This is a genomic window from Stenotrophomonas maltophilia, assembly GCF_013464485.1.
Classification (GTDB): Bacteria; Pseudomonadota; Gammaproteobacteria; order Xanthomonadales; family Xanthomonadaceae; genus Stenotrophomonas; species Stenotrophomonas maltophilia_AW.
This window is the reverse complement of the sequence record NZ_RAUX01000033.1, coordinates 81,042-99,696: the sequence shown is the minus strand read 5'-3', so window position 1 is coordinate 99,696 and position 18,655 is coordinate 81,042. Positions and strand designations below refer to the sequence as shown.

Here is an 18,655-nt window from a genome sequence, read left to right as displayed (position 1 = left end):
TCGCGAATACGCCTCGGTATAGTGAATTTCGTCAAGAATGTGGCGAATTCGTTAGACATCTTCTTCACATCCCGATGTGATATTCGCGAGCAGAAACCCTTGTACGCGTAACTTTCACCCCCGCACCGCGAGCCCGCCGACTACACATGAATGCGCAACTCTTCCGATTCCAACGCGTGATCTCCGTCACTATTTTCTCCCTGATTATCTCCAGCTCACTGGCCGGATGCGCCAGCGACAGCAAGCTGGGTAAAGCGATGGACAAGACGCTGCAGGCCGTTGGCATCCGCGAGGAGAAGCCCGCAACTCCGCCAGCGGTTCCACTGCGCCTGTACGCCGGCAGCAACCTCAATGCCGGAAACGACAAGCGCGCCACGGCCGCGGTGATCAAGATCTACCACCTGCGCAGCCTGCAGCGCTTCGAACAGGCCCCCTTCAACGCCTTCCTGGACCAGGCCGGCGAGCAGGCAGCGCTCGGTGCGGACCTGTTGTCGGTCAACGAAGTGATACTCACCCCCGGTGCCCGGCAGGAATTGTCCGAGCAGCTGAGTGAAGGAAGTGCAGTGCTCGGCGTGGTCGCCCTGTTCCGCGCACCGGCGGAGAACCGCTGGCGGCTGGCATTCGACACCAAGGGCAAGACGCTTCCGCAGGACGGCGTCACCATCGGCGTCCATGCCTGTGCGTTGACCAGTGACAGCAAGGCCCTGCTGACACGTATTTCCGGCGATCCCGGCAGTCTTGCCTCCATCCGCTGTGCAGGTGCGAAGTAACGTCGCGCCGGAATTCTGGCACTCGTTTTCGCCGATGCGATAGTATCCCCGGACGCAACGCTTGCCCCGCGCGCCGGATGTGGGATGCACCTCACATTTTCACATTGCTGGACAGGGGCGCTCGCCGGAGCAGAACGCGACAGTGGCGGGATCAGCCCTCGCGGGCGATATTTTCGAGCTATTTCCAAGGATTGAACGTGGCTTATGTAAGCAGGATGTCGAAGGTTCTCTGGGGTGAAGGATTGTTCCTGCGCCCCCAGCATTTCCAGCGTCAGGACGCCTACCATGAAGCGCGGCTGCAGGATCTTTCGCAGACGCTGCATCCCTACGCCTGGGGTGCACGCCGGGTGCGGTTCGATCCGCATGCGCTGTCGGGTGGCACTTTGCGCCCACTCGACCTGTCCGCGGTGTTTCCCGATGGCGAGACTTACGACGCGCCGGCTCACGACAGCCTGCCCGACGCGGTTTCGCTGCAGGATCTGCCCCCTGGCGTGCAATCCACGGTGGTCTACCTGGCGCTGCCGCTGCTGCGCGACGACGGGGCCAACTGCGCTGATGCCGAGGGCACCGTGCTGGCCCGCTACCGGCAGGCCAACCGCGACACCCAGGATCTGTTCACCGATGCAGTGGAAGCCGAACTGGCCTTTCTCAGCAAGGCGGTGAAGCTGCTCACCGACGATCAGCCGCGCGACGCCTATGCAACAGTGCCGGTGGCGCGCGTTCGCCGTACGTCCAGTGGCGGTTTCGAGCTGGATGACGAGTTCATTCCCCCCTGTGCACAGCTGCAGGCATCACCGTTCCTGCATCGTGAACTCCGTGCCGTGCTCGATGCACTGCAGGCCAAGGTCGACGCGCTGTATGGCCTGCACCGCCAGACATCGCAGAACATCATCGAATTCCGCTCCGGCGACATCGCATCGTTCTGGCTGCTGCACACCATCAACAGCTCGTTCAGCGCGCTGGCGCACCTGCTGCATCATCCGCAGCTGCATCCCGAGCGCCTGCACCAGGAGCTGCTGCGCATGGCCGGCTCGCTGCTGACGTTCTCCAACGCCTACCAGCTGGGCGACCTGCCGGTGTATCGCCACGATCAGCCCGAGGCCTCGTTCCGCAAGCTGCTGGAGATCGTGCGCGCCCTGCTCGATACGGTCATCTCCACGCGGTACTTCAAGATCGCGCTCAACGAGATCAAGCCGTCCTACCACCTGGGCCGGCTGGACTCGCAGCGCATCGATGGCAATGCCTCGTTCTACCTGTCGGTATCGGCATCGCTGCCGGCGCAGGAGCTGATCCAGAGCGTGCCGGTCCGCTTCAAGGTGGGTGCGCCGGACGATGTCGAGAAGTGCGTGCTGTCCGCGTTGCCAGGCGTGAAGCTGACCCATGCCGCGCAGGTACCGGCGGCGATTCCGGTACGCCCGGGCAGTCACTACTTCGAACTGGATGCGCGCGGTGCGCTGTATGAGCGCATGCTCAAGGCGCAGTCAGTGATGATCTACGTGCCGGCCGGCATTGCCGAGCTGAAGATGGAACTTGTGGCGGTGACCTCATGATGAACTCTCCCCTGCCCCCGACTCCGGGCCCGATGCCATCGCTGACCGCCAACGGCGCGATGGTCAATCCCACCCCGCAGGCGGCCAATCCACAGAGCCTGCAGGACCTGATGTCCGACGGCTTCTACCTGCTGCTGCTGCTCAAGCGCGGCCAGCTGCCGCACGATGCCGAAGGCTTCGTGCAGACCGTGCAGAAGTTCCTCGATGGCGTGGAGCGCAACGCGATGCGCCTGGGCGTGGCATCGGAAGATGTGTACGCCGCAAAATACGCCTTCTGCGCCGCAGTGGACGAGGCGATCCTGTCGCAGCCGTCGCCGCTGCACGAAACCTGGGAGCGCAACCCGCTGCAGCTGCGCCTGTTCGGTGAGCACCTGGCCGGCGAGCACTTCTTCGACCGGCTGGAGGAGCTGCGCCGCCAGGGTGCGGCGCGCCTGCCCTCGCTGGAGGTCTACCACTACTGCCTGCTGATGGGTTTCGAAGGCAAGTACCGGCTGGAAGGCACCGAAAAGCTGGGCTACCTGACCGCGCGGCTGGGCGATGAAATCGTCTACCTGAAGGGCAAGCGCCACGGCTTCGCGCCGCACGCACTGCCGCCGGACAACGTACGCCACAGCCTGCGCCGCGTGGTGCCGCTGTGGCTGCCTGCGGTGGTGGTGGGCTGCTTCGGCATCGTCGCCTTCTTCGGCATGCGCACCTACCTCGGCCACGAGACGCAGCAGCAACTGGCCGCCTACAACGACGTGGTGCAGATGCCCGAGCGCACCGCCCACATCACGATCACCCTGCCATGAGCCTGATGATATGGACATCCCAAGCTCCGCACTGCTCGCTTCCCTCGCCTCGCTGTCGCACCGCGACCGCCTGATCCAGCTGAAGGGCCCCGATGCGGGCCTGGTGGTCGAGCGCTTCGAAGGCATTGAATCAGTCTGCGGCGACAACCGGCTGCAGATCGACTGCCTGTCCACCGACGCGTTCCTGGACCTGGAGCCGTGGCTGGAACAGCCGCTGACCCTGCAGCTGCGCCAGGCCGACGGTTCGCTGCGCCAGTGGCACGGGCTGTGTACCGAGGCTGCGCAGCTGGGCAGCGATGGCGGCCTGGCCCGCTACCGGCTGATCCTGGAGCCGTGGACCGCGCTGCTGCGCCTGCGCCGCAACGCGGTGATCTTCCAGGACCTGGACACCCGCGCGATCTGCGAGCAGATCTTCGCCGACTACCCGCAGGCGCTGTTCCGCTTCGACGTGCAGGCCGCACTGCCGGCGCGTGCGATCACCACCCAGTACCGCGAGACCGACTGGGCCTTCATCACCCGCCTGCTGGCCGAGGCTGGCCTGGCCTGGCGCATCGAGCAGGCGCAGGGCGATGAGGCCGCGCACACGCTGGTGGTGTTCGAGCCGGGCGCCGAGCTGCCCGACGCCGGCCGCGTGCGCTTCCATCGCGCCGACATGGCCGAGGCCAATGACGGCATCACCGCTTTTGCCGAACGCCAGCAGCTGGTGCCCAACGCCAGCACCGTGGCCAGCTGGCACAGCGAGCAGGTTGCTGCCGTGGCCGCGCACTCCAGCRCCGATGCCGGCACCCTGCCCGCCTTGGAAGTCTACGTGCAGCCGCGCGCCGGGCGCTTCACCCAGGCCGGCTGGGCCGATGCCGAAGCACAGGCGCGGCTGGACGCGCTGCGCGTGGGTCAGGTGCTCTACAGCGGCAGCGGCAGCGAACGCCAGCTGGCCGCCGGCAGCACCTTCACCCTGGCCCAGCACCCGCAGCACGAAGGCCAGGCCTTCCAGCTGCTGGCGGTGCAGCACGTGGCGCTGAACAACCTGGACCAGGGCATCGCCGAACTGCTGGGCAGCCCCGCACTGGAGCGCGGCGCCTACCGCAACAGTTTCCTGGCCACCGGCGCCGGGGTGCCGCTGCGCGCCCTGCCGCAGGACCGGCCGACCCTGCATGGCCCGCAGACCGCGCGCGTGGTGGGCATTGCCAACACCGCCGTGACTCCCAACCGCGAGCACCAGGTACGCATCCAGTTCGGCTGGCAGCGCGGCAGCAGGCCCAATCCCGGCGGCCTGACCGACACCGGCAGCGCCCAGCCCGGACACGCTCCCGGCGACCACACCAGTGGCAGCTGGGTGCCGGTAGCCGAGTGGGTGGCCGGCCCCAACTGGGGCACGGCCTTCCTGCCCCGCGTGGGCAGCGAAGTACTGGTGGAATTCCTGCACGGCGACATCGACCAGCCGCGCATCACCGGCCAGCTCTACAACGGCGAAGTCGCTCCGCCCTTCGGCGGCGGCATCGACGAGAACGCACGCCACCCCGGCGTACTCAGCGGCCTGCACACCCAGGCCCATGACGGTAGCGGCACCCAGCAATGGGTGATCGACGACACGCCCGGGCAGCTGCGCACGCGCCTGCACAGCTCGCTGGCCGACAGCCGGCTGGAGCTGGGCTACCTGATCGCGCACCAGGACACCGCCCGTGGCGCGCTGCGTGGCGAGGGCTTTGAACTGGCCACCCAGGGCTGGGGCAACGTGCATGCCGGCGAAGGCCTGCTGCTGTCGGCCAGCCTGCAGGAGCGCGCGGCATCCACGGTGATGGACAACGCCAGCGTGGTGGCCCAGCTGAAGGGCGCCGAGCGCAGCCTGGAACAGATGCAGCAGACCCTGGCCCAGCAGCAGGTGCCGGGGCTGGCCGAGTTCGAGCGCACCAAGCAGCTGCGCGAGCAGATCGACCCGAAGGCGCAGGGGCGCTTCCAGGGTGAGGTGAACGGGCAGAGTGCGATGAAGCCCGGCAGTGATGGCCGCAGCCCCGGCGATCAGCCGGTGGAACGGCTGGGCACGCCACTGCTGCTGGCCGAGGCACCGCACCATGTGGCCTGGACCACCCCGGCCAGCGCGGTGGCCTACGCCGGGCAGAACCTGCAGATGACGGTGCAGCAGGACCTGCACGTCAGCGCTGGCGAGACCATCGCCACGGTGTCCGGCGAGCATGTCTCGCTGTTCGCGCAGAGCGGTCCGCTGCGGGTGATCGCCGCGCAGGGCCCGGTCAGCCTGCAGGCCCACGACGGCGAGCTGGAACTGCTGAGCGATCAGGCGTTGACCATCACCGCCACCGACGACCGCATCGACGTGCTGGCGCAGACCAAGGTGGTGCTGCAGGCCGGCAGCAGTGCGATCACGCTGGAGGGCGGCAACATCACCTTCAGCTGCCCCGGCGAGTTCAAGGTCAAGGCGGGCGAACATCCGTTCATGGGGGGAGGCAGCACCCCGGCCAGCCTGCCGCCGCTGCCCGCTTTCACGATCAAGCCTGATCCGGGCCGCACCTTCGAAAGCACGTTCGCCTACGACCAGCTGCGCAGCATCGCCGAGCAGTCCACACCGGTCGAGTTCGTCATGATGATGGCGCCGACCTTCGGCTTCGATGTTCCGGCGCGGACCTACATGAAGCTGCAGGACGCACTGAAGAATGGCAGCCTGCAGGCGCCCGAACACAAGGTGATGGCAGGCGCGCCCTACCCGGCCGACTACGACAACAGCAAGCGCATCATCCGCGTGAACAGCATGGCGGCAGACCGCGCGGCGACGACCATCGAGGCGTCACGCGAACTGCTGGCGGTGCTGCTGCATGAGTTCGGGCACCACGTCGACAACGTGCTGCGCAATGATCTGGCGGAGAAGGATGCGAACGGCAAGCCGACCCTCGCTGCGGACAGCGGCAAGGAAGAAGGCACTGCACTCGCCTATCGCCTGGCGTTCTTCGACCTGGAAGGCACGCACGAAACCGAGTATGCGCAGTACACCTCGCCCGAGTTCAACGGTGCGTTGAAGGTGAACTATGCGGAAGTACAGGCTGCACTGAAGCAACAGGGGCCCGTGGCCCAGGAAACCAACAAGAGCGAGGATGGGCGCTACGAGGGGTTCAGTGCGGGTGATGGCCAGAACCATGACAAGCGACCCAACGAGTCGTTTGGGCATCGATCGATTGAGGCGGTGCTGGGCAAGGTCGGCTTCAGCCGCGCTGAAATGAACGCGATCTATTTCGGCAACTGGCTGCGCGACTACTCGCAGCTGCTGGATCCGAAGATCGTGCGTCCGCCGAATCTCCCAAAGGATCTTGGAAAGCACATCTCCCGATCTGCATTGACAAAGGTTGTCGACGTCCTGGCTGGCAGCGAGTTCTACGAACTGCGTCGAGGAAACTATCGCAACTACGGCGTAACCACTGAACGATTGGGCGTGTATCGTCCCAGCGAACACATCGACAATCCCAAGAACATCAAGCCGTCGCCTCCGGACCCCAGAACCATCGATCCGGACTTCGAGCCATGGGTTACGCCTGGCAGCGATCTGCTCAAGATCGACCCAGACCGATCGATGAAGCGCTACATCATCCGTTCCAGCGAATTCATGGAGGTCGAGCTTCGCAAGGCCATGTCATTGGGAATGACACCTGATGGCATGCGTCATTTCGGTTCGGCACTTCATGTGCTTGAGGATTACTTCGCCCATTCCAATTTCTGCGAACTGAGCCTTCGAAAGCTCGGGCATGGCAAGGTGCTGCCCTGGACTGCAGCGGCAACCTGCAAGCATTCGTACCCAGTCGTCACCGGCATGTTCGGCTCCACCGATGTGATCGCCAGCCTGGCCGAACCCATCGCACACAAGGTCTTTGGCATTGAAAGCTGGGAATTCAAAGCCAGCAAGCCCGGTGATCGCTCGGATGGCGAGAAGATCATGCTGATACTGCTGTCGGAACACAGTGACAAGAGATACTACGAAGCCTTCGAGAAGTTCCTCAAACTTCGTGATCGCATCGCAAGCATTCCAGGCCATGAGTATCTTGAACGTGCTGGCTGGATTGCCAGCGCCCCGATGCGCCTTGTGCTGAACTCATACAACTTCGTGTACCAGCAACTGCTGTTGCTGGTGGGCAACAGCGTTGACGATGCCCAGACCATGTTCGACTCTGATCCGAACAAGAATGGATCTACGGACCCCAGCCACTCCCAGCTCGCCAAGGATCACGATGTGCACCCCTTGCATACGCTCGCTGCCACCCTGGCCAGCAGCGCGGTGCAACAAGTGGGAGCTGCCATGTACAAGCACTGGCGAGGAATGCCCACGACCAGTCCGGCCACGATCGCAAAGTCCTACCTGGTGCACCCGCAAGACACCTCCTGGCAGGATGGACTGGTGGGCGCCTGGGCGAAAAAGCACCCTGCCGACATCCGGCGTGCTGCGTCAGCGACCGAGCTTGAGCACTTGCATGAGGAACACGGCAAGCACGCTCTGGAGGAAATTCGCCGGGTGGGTCGCTATGGATCCAAGAGTTGGGACTACATCACCAAGTTCTACGAAGATCTGTTTGGTGAAAAGAATCAGGTGAAGCCAAAGAAATGATCAGGAATCTCTTTCTTGCCTCGCTTCTCGTCCTTGGCTTCGGCGCGTGCAGCGATGCCCAGACGGCAGCTCCCGCGCGTGGCGAGGCCAATGCAGCGCCGCATCTCGCGCTCAACGAAGACTACGTCGAGTACAAAGGGAAACGCCTGACCTTCAAACAGGACCTTGCCGCATGGGAAAAGGTACTTGGACCCACGCACCGCAACGCGCTTTCGGAGGCATCGGACATCGTTGTCTGGGACGATCTGGGCATCCGCGTCTATACGAACTACCCCAAGGACCTGACGGTCCGCACCGTCGCCGTCACCCTGAAGGGCCTGCCGGAGGACTCGCTGGCCTACATCGCACCGGGGGAAGGCGTTCGTCCCCGCGCCGACTACAAGGGAGCTGTCTCGGTCAGTGCGGTGAAAGTGGACAAGAATACTCGGGTCGGGGACATCGCGCGTCTGAGCAATGATCGGCTGCGCATCGACTGCAGCCGCGGCATTGATCTCTGCACGGCAAGCCGCAAGGATGACCGGTTCAAGGATGTCAGCACGTACTTCGGCGTCGACGATCGTCGATATGACAGCATCCCTTATGAGATCGAGTTTGGTCCAGGACGTGATGGCACCCGCTGAGCCCCAGCGTACGGCGACGGCTCTCTTCGCGACCAACTCACGACGTTTTCTGGCGATAGCGCTTTCATCGCTCTTTGCCGCATGTAACGCCGCACCTCAAGATGAGCAGCCGAAGCAGAAGCCAGCGGCCATTTTCGAGAATGGCTCGATCCTCATCGGCTCACAGCGCGTTGAACTTGGCGCCCCCGTCAAGGCATGGATTGCCGTCCTTGGTAGCGACTATCGCTTCGCCGATCCTGAGTTACCGATCATGATGATCTGGGATGAACTGGGGATCGCTGCCTACACGGGCCCAACGAAAGAACATCGCGTCAACTCAGTCTCATTCGTCCTCCGTGTCCCTCCCAGGTCATCTGGCGGCTATGAACCTCCAGGAGAAGGAATTCAGCCACGCAAGACTTTTTCGGGTGCGGTCTCGTTCTCGGGCACTCCTGTGAACAATACGACGCAGGTTGATGACATACCCCGACTGAGCGGAGGTTTACTGGAAGTACACTGCAGCCAGGGAATTGCCCTCTGTAGCGCGAACAGGACAGATCAGGCGAAGCTGGATTACTCCTTCTATTTCTCCGTGGACGATAAGCGCTACAGCAGCTACATATACAAACTCAACATCGAGAAAGACGACGCTCCAGATTGAGGAGGCACGGAACCACCTTCACAAGCAGTGACCACTCGGCCTCATCATCGACAGCGGGCAATTCAACGGCGACATGAAGATCTGCGACATCCCGGCCGCCCGATGCACGATGTTTGAGATTCACTGCAGCGAGGGCATCGGCACATGCATCAGAAATCGGGTTGATGGCACTACTCGTGGCTGCTCCATCTACTTCAGGGCTGACGAAAGGCGATACGATCGCCTCCCGTACACCATCGAAGTCAGCCGCGAGACCAACTGATGTACGCTGCGGTGCCATCGAGAATCCTCCTGATTTCGTTTTCTGTGCTTGCATTTGCTGCCTGCGATGCCAAGCATGCCCCGGGCTCAGGCGAAAGCAATGCAGCCCCTTTGGCTTTCCAGGATGACTACGTCAAGTACAACGGACAGCGCCTGGATTTCACTCAGGACCTGTCCAACTGGATCAACGTGCTTGGCCCCAACCATCGCACCGCGTTTCCCGATGACCCTGGCATTGTGGTCTGGGACGATCTGGGCATCCGTGTCTACACCAACCATCCCAGGAATCAACGTGTGGTCACAGCATCAGTCACCCTTCGCGGAGAACCCGAGGATTCGCTGTCCTACATCCCACCAGGCGAAGGCGTTCGACCTCGCCAAGACTATGCCTACTCCGTTCTGGTCAACGGTGTCCGCGTAAACAAGGGCACTCGCGTAGGCGACATCGCACACCTGAGCGGAGGACAGCTACGCATTGATTGCAGCCGCGGCATAAGCATCTGTGGCGCAAGCAGGAACGATGAAAAGTTCATCCAGATGAAGATGTATTTCGGAGTGGATGACCGACGGTACGACAGCACCCCCTATGTCATCGAATTCGGCCCTGGCAGCAACCCGGCTCATTGAAATTCATCAAGTACGATCAAGACCATAGTGCGCAGTCGTCAGTGGCACGAGGATCCCTTCGACAGGCGGACCTGCTACGGCGATCTGCTTGGGGAGAAGAACCAGGTGAAGCCAAAGAAATGATCAGAAGACATCTGCTCGCCTCACTCCTTGTTCTCGTTCTTGGCGCGTGCAGCGATGCACGGACGGCAGACCCTGCGCGTGGTGGAACCAGTGCTGCGGCGGACCTGGCGTTCAACGAAGACTACGTCGAGTACAAAGGACATCGCCTGACGTTCAAGCAGGATCTTGCCGCCTGGGAAAAGGTACTTGGCTCCACGCACCGCAACGCGCTTTCGGATGCCTCGGACATCGTTGTCTGGGACGACCTGGGCATCCGTGTCTATACGAACTACCCAAAGGATCTGACGGTCCGCACCGTCGCCGTCACCCTGAAGGGCCTGCCTGAGGACGCGCTGGCCTACATTGCGCCCGGTGAAGGCGTTCGTCCGGGTAAGGACTACACGGGCACTGTCGCGGTCAGTGGCGTGAAAGTGGACAGCAATACACGTGTCGGGGACATCGCGCAGCTGAGCAATGATCGGCTGCGCATCGACTGCAACCGTGGTATCAATCTCTGCACCGCAAGCCGCAGGGATGCCCGATTCATCCATGCCAGCACCTACTTCGGCGTCGATGATCGTCGTTATGACAGCACCCCGTATGAGATCGAGTTTGGCCCGGGACGTGATGATGCGCGTTGAACCCGCGGTTTCGCAGACAGGTTCCTCTCGTTTCACGCTGCTGTTCGTACTCATACTGACTGCGGCCGGCTGTGGTTCGCATCACGTGCCATCGGCATTCATGACCATGCCATCGCTGCCCGAAGCGGAACTGAAAGAGCTCTACCCTGGCACACTGCTGAAGCAACTGGCTTTCAAGGACGTAGACGGCCCGGGCCTGCTGCTGCTTTCGCGCAGCGCACAGGCATTGCCGGCGCAGGGCGACGCAGGACCGCTGGATCAGATCACGCTGCGTGCAGAGCTGTTCCGGCGCACCGATGAGGCGAGTCCTTGGGTTTCGCGCTGGAGCGTCGAAGATCCGGTTCAATGCGAAGGCCTGGATCTGGAGGCCGGCTATTTCCTGGATCAGGTGACAGCCACCGACCTGGACAACGACGGCCGAGCCGAGTTGACGCTGGCCAGCCACAGCGTCTGTGGCGGCGGCATTGACCCGCAGCAGCTGCGCATCGGGCTTCGCCAGGGCGAGCAGTACTACGAAGTACGTGGCGAATCGCTGGTACACGTGGAAGGCGATGAACCTTTCGGCGGCGAGCGTCAGAACGATCCTGCGCTGGCATCAGCTGCGGCGCCGTTGCGTGCGCACATCGACAGCGTATGGGAAGCGATCAAGCGCGGGAGTTCACCATGACCGCGCCATGGTGCCAGCGCCTGCATCCGCCCGTGCTCCTGCTGGTGCTTTCGGCTGCCGCAAACGCTGCCATCGCGCGCACGCCGCCGCCCAGTCCACTGCAACGCGCCTGCGCGGCCGACATCGAGGAACGTATCGAGTTGCGGTTCGCGGACGGCAGGCATGTAAGCGCCTGCGCACCTGGCGTCGGCGACGGCTGCGCGTAAGGCAGCGGGCAGACCATGCTCGACGCTACGCCCGACCTCAACAACGATGGTCGCGCCGACGCGATCCTCACCCACTTCGGCAGCAGCTACGGTGACATCGACGTCACCCATAAACTGGTGCTGGCGCAGTGCCCGGACGGAACCTATGCGCGCCTGCTGGAGGGACGGTTCACCACGCTGGCCGCACCTCCGGCACCGCATCCGGCGTGGCCGGCGCTGGAGGCATCGCGTGACTGTCCGGGCGGCCGGGAAACGATTGCACTGCACTTCGAGCGGGCTGCCGCCCGCTACCGCGGTCCGGAACACTTCGATCCCGACAATGCCTGCACACGCTGAACGACACGGCTTGATCCAGCGCATGCCGTCGCCACGGGCGCGATGCTATCGTGGCGCCATCATGCCCTCAGGAGTTGCAACCATGAACCGATACCGTCCCACCCGCCTTGCCCTGGCCGCCCTCGCCTCGCCCCTGTTGTTGGCCGCCTGTGTCAGCACGCCAGGCCCGGAGGTGAAGGGCACGGGCCGCTGTAATGCCAGCCAGCTGGGCTGGGCGATCGGCCAGCCAGCCAATGAACCCAACATCCGCCGACTGTCCAGCGAAAGCGGTGCCGGCCTGGTCAACCCGATCGGCCCCAGCACCATCACCACCAAGGACATCCGCCAGGACCGCCTGCGCGTGTACGTGGACAAGGACAACATCATCACCGCAACCCGCTGCGAATAAGCACCGCCACAGGTTTCTGTAGAGCCGAGCCTACGCTCGGCTGCTCTCCGGCCAGGCCACACGGAAAGCCAGCCGAGCGTAGGCTCGGCTCTACAGGGTTCAGGGTTCGGTATACCCCGCGCAATCCGGCAGCGCCTGGTCGGGGTGGAACACCCCATCACTGAAACGAAACAGCCGCGTGTAGCTGCACGCTGGGTCCTGCTCGGTGCGCAGGTCCTTCTTCTTCAGCGGCCCTTTGGCCAGCGAATCCTCGAAGCGCGAGACACCGGCCGGAAACCGCGTGGCCACGGTCTGGTAACGCAGTACCGGCATCCCCTCGGCCGCCGTCTCCAGCCCCAGCTTCGCCGAGAACCCATACTCATCGTGGCAGGCACCGGCGCGCAGCTTGATGTCCTGCTCGCTGAAGCAGGCGCGGATCATCGCGTTGCCCAGCCACGGCACGGTCAGCACGTCATCATCAACCTGGATGTCGTCCTCCAGGTGGCGCACACGCGCCAGCTGCAGGGTGGACGCATCGGCGCCACCGCCGGAGTACATGGTGCTGAATTTGACGATGCCACCCACCAGCACGTTCTGCCGTGCGCGCTGATGCGGATCCTGCACGGGCGCATCCGCGCCCACGCCCGGCGCGAGCCGCACGATCCACGGCCATAGCGACAGTTCGGTCTCCGACGGCGCGTCGATGCTGACGCGATAGCTGTGCGGCGTGTCCTCGCCCGGCACCCGTTCCAGCACTTCCAGCGTCGTGGGCCGGTCACCATCGTTGGCCACCGGCTGCACGCGTACGCACCATGCGCCATCGGCGGTGCAGTTGCGCACACCGGTTGCATCGAGCACCTGACCCAGCGGCTCCAGCACATTGCCGGCCGCGTCACGCTGCTGTGGCAGGATCGAGGTCTGCGCCAGCGCCAGAAACGGCGTGGCCAGCCATGCGGTACACAACAGGCTGCGCGCAACAGTGATGGGCATCGGCGAGACTCCTCCATGTGGAACCCCGATGGTAACCGCTGCCCGCATGGAGTCGAGCCTGCTCTGCCGTGCCATTCGTCAGACAGCAGCCGAGCATGGCTCTTCCGCAAAGCTCAATGTCCAACGCAGTCGCAGCCCCCCCAACCCTTGGCCTTCGATGTCTGGCCGATGCCGGGATTGAAGGTGTTGCTCGGATCCAGCTGCCGGTAGAACCCGGCCAGCGCCGGCTTGGCCGGATACAGGTGGCCGACGTTGTGCTCGGCCGGATACTCGGCGCCACGCTGGTCCAGCAAGGCCCACATTGCGTGCTCGATCGCCATCGGGTCTTCGCCCTTGCGCGCGATGTAGTCCTGGTGGAACACGTGGCACAGGAAGTGCCCGTAATACAGCTTGTGCAGCAGGCGGCCATCGATATCGGCCGGCAACTGCTCGAACCAGTCGGCATCATCGCGGCGCAGGGCGATGTCCAGCGCCACGATGTCCTGCACCTGGTCGCGGTGTACCTCGCGGTAGCGCACCGCGGCGCCGGCCACGGCGAAGCGATGCAGGAAGGCCTTGCGACCCTCATCGGCCGTGCAGTGGAAGTAGCCGCCCTCATGGTCGGCAAAGAAGCCGCGCAGCCACGCCTCGGTGTCCGCTGCGTCCTGCGCGGAGACCTTCAGCAGCAGATGATGCTCGTAGCGCTGGCGGAACTCGCCCATGCGCTTGGGCAGGTGCGAGGGCAGCAGGCCGGTCAGCACCTGCATCACCCGGTCGGTCACGCCGCGCAGGCCCAGCCGCTCGAACCAGCCATCAACGCGGCTCTTCAGTGCGAAGGCGGCCGGCACGCGGGCGGTGCCAAGGCGGTCGATCAACAGGAAGCTGTCCTTGCCGTAGCGTTCGCCGATGTCATAGGCATCGCGGTGGATATACTCGCCGGCAATCGGCAGGCGTTCGAAGCCGGTCAGCAGTTGGCGCCGGATCGCGGTCAGGCTGTCGGTGTGGTTGCTGCCGATGTAGAAGACCTCGGCGGCCTCCTTTTCGAAGGTGTCCAGGCGCACCGCGAACACTGCCAGCTTGCCGGCAGATCCCGCTGCCTCGAAGTGACGGCTGGGGTCGGCATTGAAGCGTGCCGGCGTATCAGCATCGACCCGGCGCACTTCCTCGGCGTAGCGTGGATCGGAGGCGGCGCGGCCATCGCCGTCCCCAACGTCGGCAGCACGGTAGTCACCCGCCTGCAGGCGCTGCAGGATCTGCTCAGGCGTATCACCCAGCGCGATGCCCAGATGGTTGACCAGCTGCAGCTGGCCCTGCGCATCGACCTGCGCATACAGTGCCAGCTCGGTGTAGGCCGGGCCACGGCGCACCAGCGCGCCGCCGGAGTTGTTGCAGATGCCACCGAGTACCGACGCACCGATGCAGGACGAGCCGATCACCGAATGCGGTTCGCGGCCCAGTGGTGCCAGCGTCTGCTCCAGGCGGTCCAGCGTTGCACCGGGAAGGCACAGCACCTGGCGGCCCTCGTTCAACAGCTGGATGCCGGTCAGGCGCAGCGTGCTGACCAGCACGATCGGACGCCCATAGTCGTTGCCATCCGGGGTCGAGCCACCGGTCAGGCCGGTGTTGGCCGCCTGCAGGATGATCGCTGCCCCGCCCTGCACCGCCGCCTGCAGAACACGCCACAGCTCCAGCAGCGTACCCGGGCGCACCACCGCCAGCACCGGGCCGTCGCCGAAACGGTAGCCACGGCGGAAACGGCGGGTGGCCTTGTCGCCGGTCAGTACATGGCGGCTGCCGACCGCATCGCGCAACTCCGCCAGCACGGCATCGTGGCCACTCATGGCAGGCTGACCAGCGAATCGCGGCCGATGTCAGCGATGCGGCGTGCGCCGGTCAGCGTCATCGCCACGCGCATTTCCTTGGCGATCAGGTCCAGCAGGTTGGCCACGCCCGCCTCGCCCTGCGCGGCCAGCGCATAGACGAAGGCACGGCCCAGCAGCACGGTGTCGGCGCCCAGCGCCAGCATGCGCACCACGTCCAGCCCGGTGCGGATACCCGAATCGGCCAGGATCTTCAGATCGCCCTGCACCGCATCGGCAATCGCCGGCAATGCGCGGGCAGTGGACAGCACGCCGTCCAGCTGGCGGCCACCATGGTTGGACACCACGATGCCATCGGCGCCGAACTTCACCGCATCGCGGGCGTCGTCCGGGTCGAGGATGCCCTTGATCACCATCGGGCCTTTCCAGAACTCACGGATCCATTCCAGGTCCTTCCATGAAATGGACGGATCGAAGTTGCTGCCCAGCCAGCCGATGTAGTCCTCCAGCCCGGTCGGGTTGCCACGATAGGTGGAGATGTTGCCCAGGTCATGCGGGCGCCCGAACAGGCCCACATCCCACGCCCAGTGGGGATGGGTGATGGCCTGGCCGATGCGGCGCAGCGAGGCGTTCGGGCCGCTCATGCCGGAGTGCGCATCACGGTAGCGCGCGCCCGGCACCGGCATGTCCACGGTGAACACCAGGGTGGTCACACCGGCGGCCTGCGCCCGCTCCAGTGCATTGCGCATGAAACCACGGTCGCGCAGCACGTACAGCTGGAACCACATCGGCCGCTGGATGGCCGGTGCCACTTCCTCGATCGGGCACACCGAGACGGTGGACAAGGTGAACGGAATGCCGCGGCCGTCGGCCGCACGCGCCGCCTGTACTTCACCGCGACGCGCGTACATGCCGGTCAGGCCGACCGGCGCCAGCGCCACCGGCATCGCCAGCTTTTCACCGAACAGCTCGGTTTCCAGGCTCAGGTCGGACATGTTGCGCAGGATGCGCTGGCGCAGCGCGATGTCGGACAGGTCGGAAACGTTGCGCTTCAGCGTGTGCTCGGCATACGCGCCGCCATCGATGTAGTGGAACAGGAACGGCGGCAGCCGGCGTTGCGCTGCGGCACGGTAATCGGTGGAGGCGGAGATGATCATGGGGTCAACCGTGTGGGGAAGGTAGACGCGAGGCCCGCGCACGCCGGGCCTCGTTGTCATCGAGGGTGCGCAGCGTGGTGTGCACGAACTCGAGGTGGGCATGCGCGGCGGCGCGCGCGCGTTCCGGGTCACCGGCCAGCACCGCATCCATCATCTCGCGGTGCTGGTCGGACAGCGGCGAGAAGGTCCTCGCCGAGGTATAGAGCTTCTCGCGGCTCTGCGAGATGTTGGTCTGCAGCAGTTCGAACAAGCCTCGCATCACCTGCAGCAGCACCAGATTGTGCGAGGCCTCGGCAATGGACAGGTGGAAGGCCGCGTCGGCCTCCGCTTCGCCGGTGGGGTCGTCCTTGCCGTGCGCGTCCATCATGGTCTGGAACGCCTGCGCGATGCGCGTGCGATCCTCATCGGTAGCACGCAGCGCCGCGTGCCAGGCGGTGGCGCCCTCCAGCGCGTGGCGGATTTCCAGCACGTCGAAGCGGTATTCCGGGTCGCCCTGGAACAGCGGCAGGTAGGGCGCCAGCGGCTCATCCAGCGCCTGCCGCGCCCGTGCCGCCGGTTCGGCCACGTAGGTGCCGCCACCCACGCGTGCGGTCAATAGGCCCTGGCTGGCCAGTTGCGCGATGGCCTCGCGCAGCGCCGTGCGCGAGACCCCCAGCTGCACCGCCAGCGTGCGCTCGGCCGGCAGCCGGTCGCCCGGCTGCAGCCGTTGTTCCTGCACCAGGCCGCGCAGCTGCGCGGCCACCTTGTCCGAAATGCGTTGCGTGCTCATGCCGCCATTGTGGCCCGAAGCACGCAACGAAGGGTCAGTCGGCCTGGCATGGCTCAGGGAATCATCCAGGTCAGCCAGTAGGCCTGGGCCAGGGTGATCAGGCCGACCATCGTGGTGAAGATCAGGCTGTGCTTGACCGTGAAACGGAACAGGTCCGACTCCTTGCCGGCCAGGCCAACCGCTGCGCAGGCAATGGCGATCGACTGCGGCGAGATCATCTTGCCGGTCACCCCGCCGGTTGTATTGGCCGCCACCAGCAGCACGTCCGACACGCCGATCTGCTGCGCGGTGGTGGCCTGCAGCGCCGAGAACAGCGCGTTGGACGAGGTGTCCGAACCGGTCAGGAATACGCCAAGCCAGCCCAGGAAGGGCGAGAAGAACGGGAACGCATCGCCGGTATGTGCCAGCGCCAGGGCCAACGTGGCCGACAGGCCCGAGTAGTTGGCAATGAAGGCGAACGCCAGCACCATGCCGATCGAATAGATCGGCGTGCGCAGCTCACGCACGGTCTCGCCGAAGGTCTGCAGCGCCGAACGGGCCGGCATGCGCAGGGCGATGATGGCGATCACCGCAGCCAGGATGATCGAAGTGCCGGTGGCCGAGAACCAGTCGAACTTGTAGATCGCTTCATAGCTGAGCGGCGCATCCACGATCGGCGGCATCTTCTGCACCATCTGGTCCAGCCCCGGCACCGGGATCTTCAGCACCCAGCTTTCCAGCGGGCCGCCCGCCGCAAACAGCGACTTGAACGGCTTGATGCTCCACAGGGTGACCATTGCAGTGAGGATCAGGAACGGCGACCACGCCTTGGCGATCTGTCCGACGCTGTAGCGCGGCGCTTCCAATGCCTGTGCGGCAGCCTCGGCACTGGTTTCGGTGTCGAAGCGGAAGATCCGCACCGGCTTCCAGTGGCGCAGGAACAGGGTCAGGCACACCAGCGACGCCAGCGAGGCGGTGATGTCGGGCAGTTCCGGGCCGATGAAGTTGGAGGTGAGGTACTGCGCGATGGCGAACGAGCCACCCGCCACCAGCACCGCCGGCCAGGTTTCCTTGATGCCGCGCCAACCGTCCATGATCGCCATGATCCAGAACAGCACGATGATGGTGAGGAAGGGCAGCTGGCGACCGGCCATCTGGCCGATCTCGAACGCATCCAGGCCGGTGACCTGCCCGGCCACGATGATCGGAATGCCCATCGCACCGAACGCCACCGGCGCGGTGTTGACGATCAGGCACAGTCCGGCCGCGTACAGCGGCTTGAAGCCCAGCCCAACCAGCAGTGCTGCGGTGATCGCAACCGGTGCGCCGAAACCGGCCGCACCTTCCAGGAAGGCACCGAAGGCGAAGCCGACCATCAGCATCTGCAGGCGCTGATCTTCGGTGACCGACAGGATCGAGGCGCGGATGATGTCGAACTGCCCGGTCTTGACCGAGACCTTGTACAGGAACACCGCGCCGATGATGATCCAGGCGATCGGCCACAGCCCATAGACGAAGCCGAAGCCGGCCGCCCCCAGCGCCTGGGTCAGCGGCATGCGGTAGAACAGCAGCGCCACGCCGAGCGCTATGGCCACGGTGATCGTGCCGGCCAGCCAGCCCTTCATGCGCAGCACGGCCAGGGCAACGAAGAAGAACGCGATCGGCAGCAGCGCGATCAGGCTGGACAACCACAGGTTGCCGGCGGGGTCGTACAGGTGTTGCCAGGGCTGCATGAAGACTCTCGACTGGATGCGGAAGGTGCCCCACCGCAGGCGGTGGATCG

General features: G+C 64.6%; 18 protein-coding genes. 12 read left to right on the top strand and 6 right to left on the bottom strand.

Features of this window, described 5'->3' with window-relative positions; all coding sequences use genetic code 11:
• Positions 1–146: 146 nt before the first annotated feature.
• From tssJ to D7Y61_RS15530, 6 genes are all read left to right on the top strand, one after another.
• A complete protein-coding gene (gene tssJ / locus D7Y61_RS15555) occupies positions 147–770 on the top strand; it encodes a type VI secretion system lipoprotein TssJ (protein ID WP_258010389.1) in 624 nt (207 codons plus the stop codon).
• Positions 771–985: 215 nt separating this feature from the next.
• Entirely contained in the window at positions 986–2,320 is a 1,335-nt protein-coding gene (tssK, locus tag D7Y61_RS15550) for a type VI secretion system baseplate subunit TssK (RefSeq protein WP_180867551.1), read from the top strand.
• Positions 2,320–3,111, top strand: coding sequence for a type IVB secretion system protein IcmH/DotU (icmH, locus tag D7Y61_RS15545; protein ID WP_258010388.1), 792 nt, complete (start codon positions 2,320–2,322; stop codon positions 3,109–3,111). Before tssK ends, icmH begins: the two co-directional genes overlap by 1 nt.
• Before the next feature lie 10 nt (positions 3,112–3,121).
• Complete coding sequence (tssI, locus tag D7Y61_RS15540) at positions 3,122–7,711, top strand: type VI secretion system tip protein TssI/VgrG (protein WP_180867540.1); 4,590 nt, start codon at positions 3,122–3,124, stop codon at positions 7,709–7,711.
• Positions 7,708–8,331: a hypothetical protein gene (locus D7Y61_RS15535; protein ID WP_180867530.1), complete on the top strand. Its 624-nt coding sequence runs from the start codon at positions 7,708–7,710 to the stop codon at positions 8,329–8,331. The genes tssI and D7Y61_RS15535 overlap by 4 nt, the downstream gene beginning before the upstream one ends.
• Positions 8,318–8,971: a hypothetical protein gene (locus tag D7Y61_RS15530; protein ID WP_180867527.1), complete on the top strand. Its 654-nt coding sequence runs from the start codon at positions 8,318–8,320 to the stop codon at positions 8,969–8,971. Before D7Y61_RS15535 ends, D7Y61_RS15530 begins: the two co-directional genes overlap by 14 nt.
• Here the strand turns inward: D7Y61_RS15530 and D7Y61_RS15525 are convergent.
• Entirely contained in the window at positions 8,940–9,251 is a 312-nt protein-coding gene (locus D7Y61_RS15525; RefSeq protein WP_153856119.1) for a hypothetical protein, read from the bottom strand. The genes D7Y61_RS15530 and D7Y61_RS15525 overlap by 32 nt on opposite strands.
• On the opposite strand from D7Y61_RS15525, the gene D7Y61_RS15520 reads away from it, so the two are divergent.
• The 6 genes from D7Y61_RS15520 (at position 9,233) to D7Y61_RS15495 (ending at position 12,199) form a co-directional block, all read left to right on the top strand.
• Entirely contained in the window at positions 9,233–9,859 is a 627-nt protein-coding gene (locus tag D7Y61_RS15520) for a hypothetical protein (RefSeq protein ID WP_180867524.1), read from the top strand. The genes D7Y61_RS15525 and D7Y61_RS15520 overlap by 19 nt on opposite strands.
• Positions 9,856–10,602: a hypothetical protein gene (locus tag D7Y61_RS15515; RefSeq protein WP_180867521.1), complete on the top strand. Its 747-nt coding sequence runs from the start codon at positions 9,856–9,858 to the stop codon at positions 10,600–10,602. Before D7Y61_RS15520 ends, D7Y61_RS15515 begins: the two co-directional genes overlap by 4 nt.
• 106 nt (positions 10,603–10,708) lie before the next feature.
• Entirely contained in the window at positions 10,709–11,269 is a 561-nt protein-coding gene (locus D7Y61_RS15510; RefSeq protein ID WP_180867519.1) for a M949_RS01915 family surface polysaccharide biosynthesis protein, read from the top strand.
• A complete protein-coding gene (locus D7Y61_RS15505) occupies positions 11,266–11,475 on the top strand; it encodes a hypothetical protein (protein WP_180867516.1) in 210 nt (69 codons plus the stop codon). Before D7Y61_RS15510 ends, D7Y61_RS15505 begins: the two co-directional genes overlap by 4 nt.
• Before the next feature lie 15 nt (positions 11,476–11,490).
• Positions 11,491–11,811, top strand: a complete 321-nt coding sequence (locus D7Y61_RS15500; RefSeq protein WP_180867513.1) for a hypothetical protein — start codon at positions 11,491–11,493, stop codon at positions 11,809–11,811.
• 82 nt (positions 11,812–11,893) lie between these two features.
• A complete protein-coding gene (locus tag D7Y61_RS15495) occupies positions 11,894–12,199 on the top strand; it encodes a hypothetical protein (RefSeq protein ID WP_180867510.1) in 306 nt (101 codons plus the stop codon).
• Positions 12,200–12,298: 99 nt separating this feature from the next.
• Here D7Y61_RS15495 and D7Y61_RS15490 read toward each other — a convergent pair whose 3' ends face one another.
• From D7Y61_RS15490 to lldP, 5 genes are all read right to left on the bottom strand, one after another.
• Positions 12,299–13,168, bottom strand: a complete 870-nt coding sequence (locus D7Y61_RS15490) for a hypothetical protein (RefSeq protein ID WP_180867508.1) — start codon at positions 13,166–13,168, stop codon at positions 12,299–12,301.
• A 113-nt stretch (positions 13,169–13,281) separates the two neighbouring features.
• The gene (gene dld, locus D7Y61_RS15485) at positions 13,282–14,988 is read right to left on the bottom strand and encodes a D-lactate dehydrogenase (protein WP_180867505.1); all 1,707 of its coding nucleotides are present in this window, start codon (positions 14,986–14,988) and stop codon (positions 13,282–13,284) included.
• Complete coding sequence (gene lldD, locus D7Y61_RS15480) at positions 14,985–16,124, bottom strand: FMN-dependent L-lactate dehydrogenase LldD (RefSeq protein ID WP_180867502.1); 1,140 nt, start codon at positions 16,122–16,124, stop codon at positions 14,985–14,987. The genes dld and lldD overlap by 4 nt, the downstream gene beginning before the upstream one ends.
• Positions 16,125–16,128: 4 nt before the next feature.
• Entirely contained in the window at positions 16,129–16,893 is a 765-nt protein-coding gene (gene lldR / locus D7Y61_RS15475; RefSeq protein ID WP_012480578.1) for a transcriptional regulator LldR, read from the bottom strand.
• A gap of 53 nt (positions 16,894–16,946) precedes the next feature.
• Positions 16,947–18,605, bottom strand: coding sequence for an L-lactate permease (gene lldP / locus D7Y61_RS15470; protein ID WP_180867490.1), 1,659 nt, complete (start codon positions 18,603–18,605; stop codon positions 16,947–16,949).
• Between the last annotated feature and the right edge of the window lie 50 nt (positions 18,606–18,655).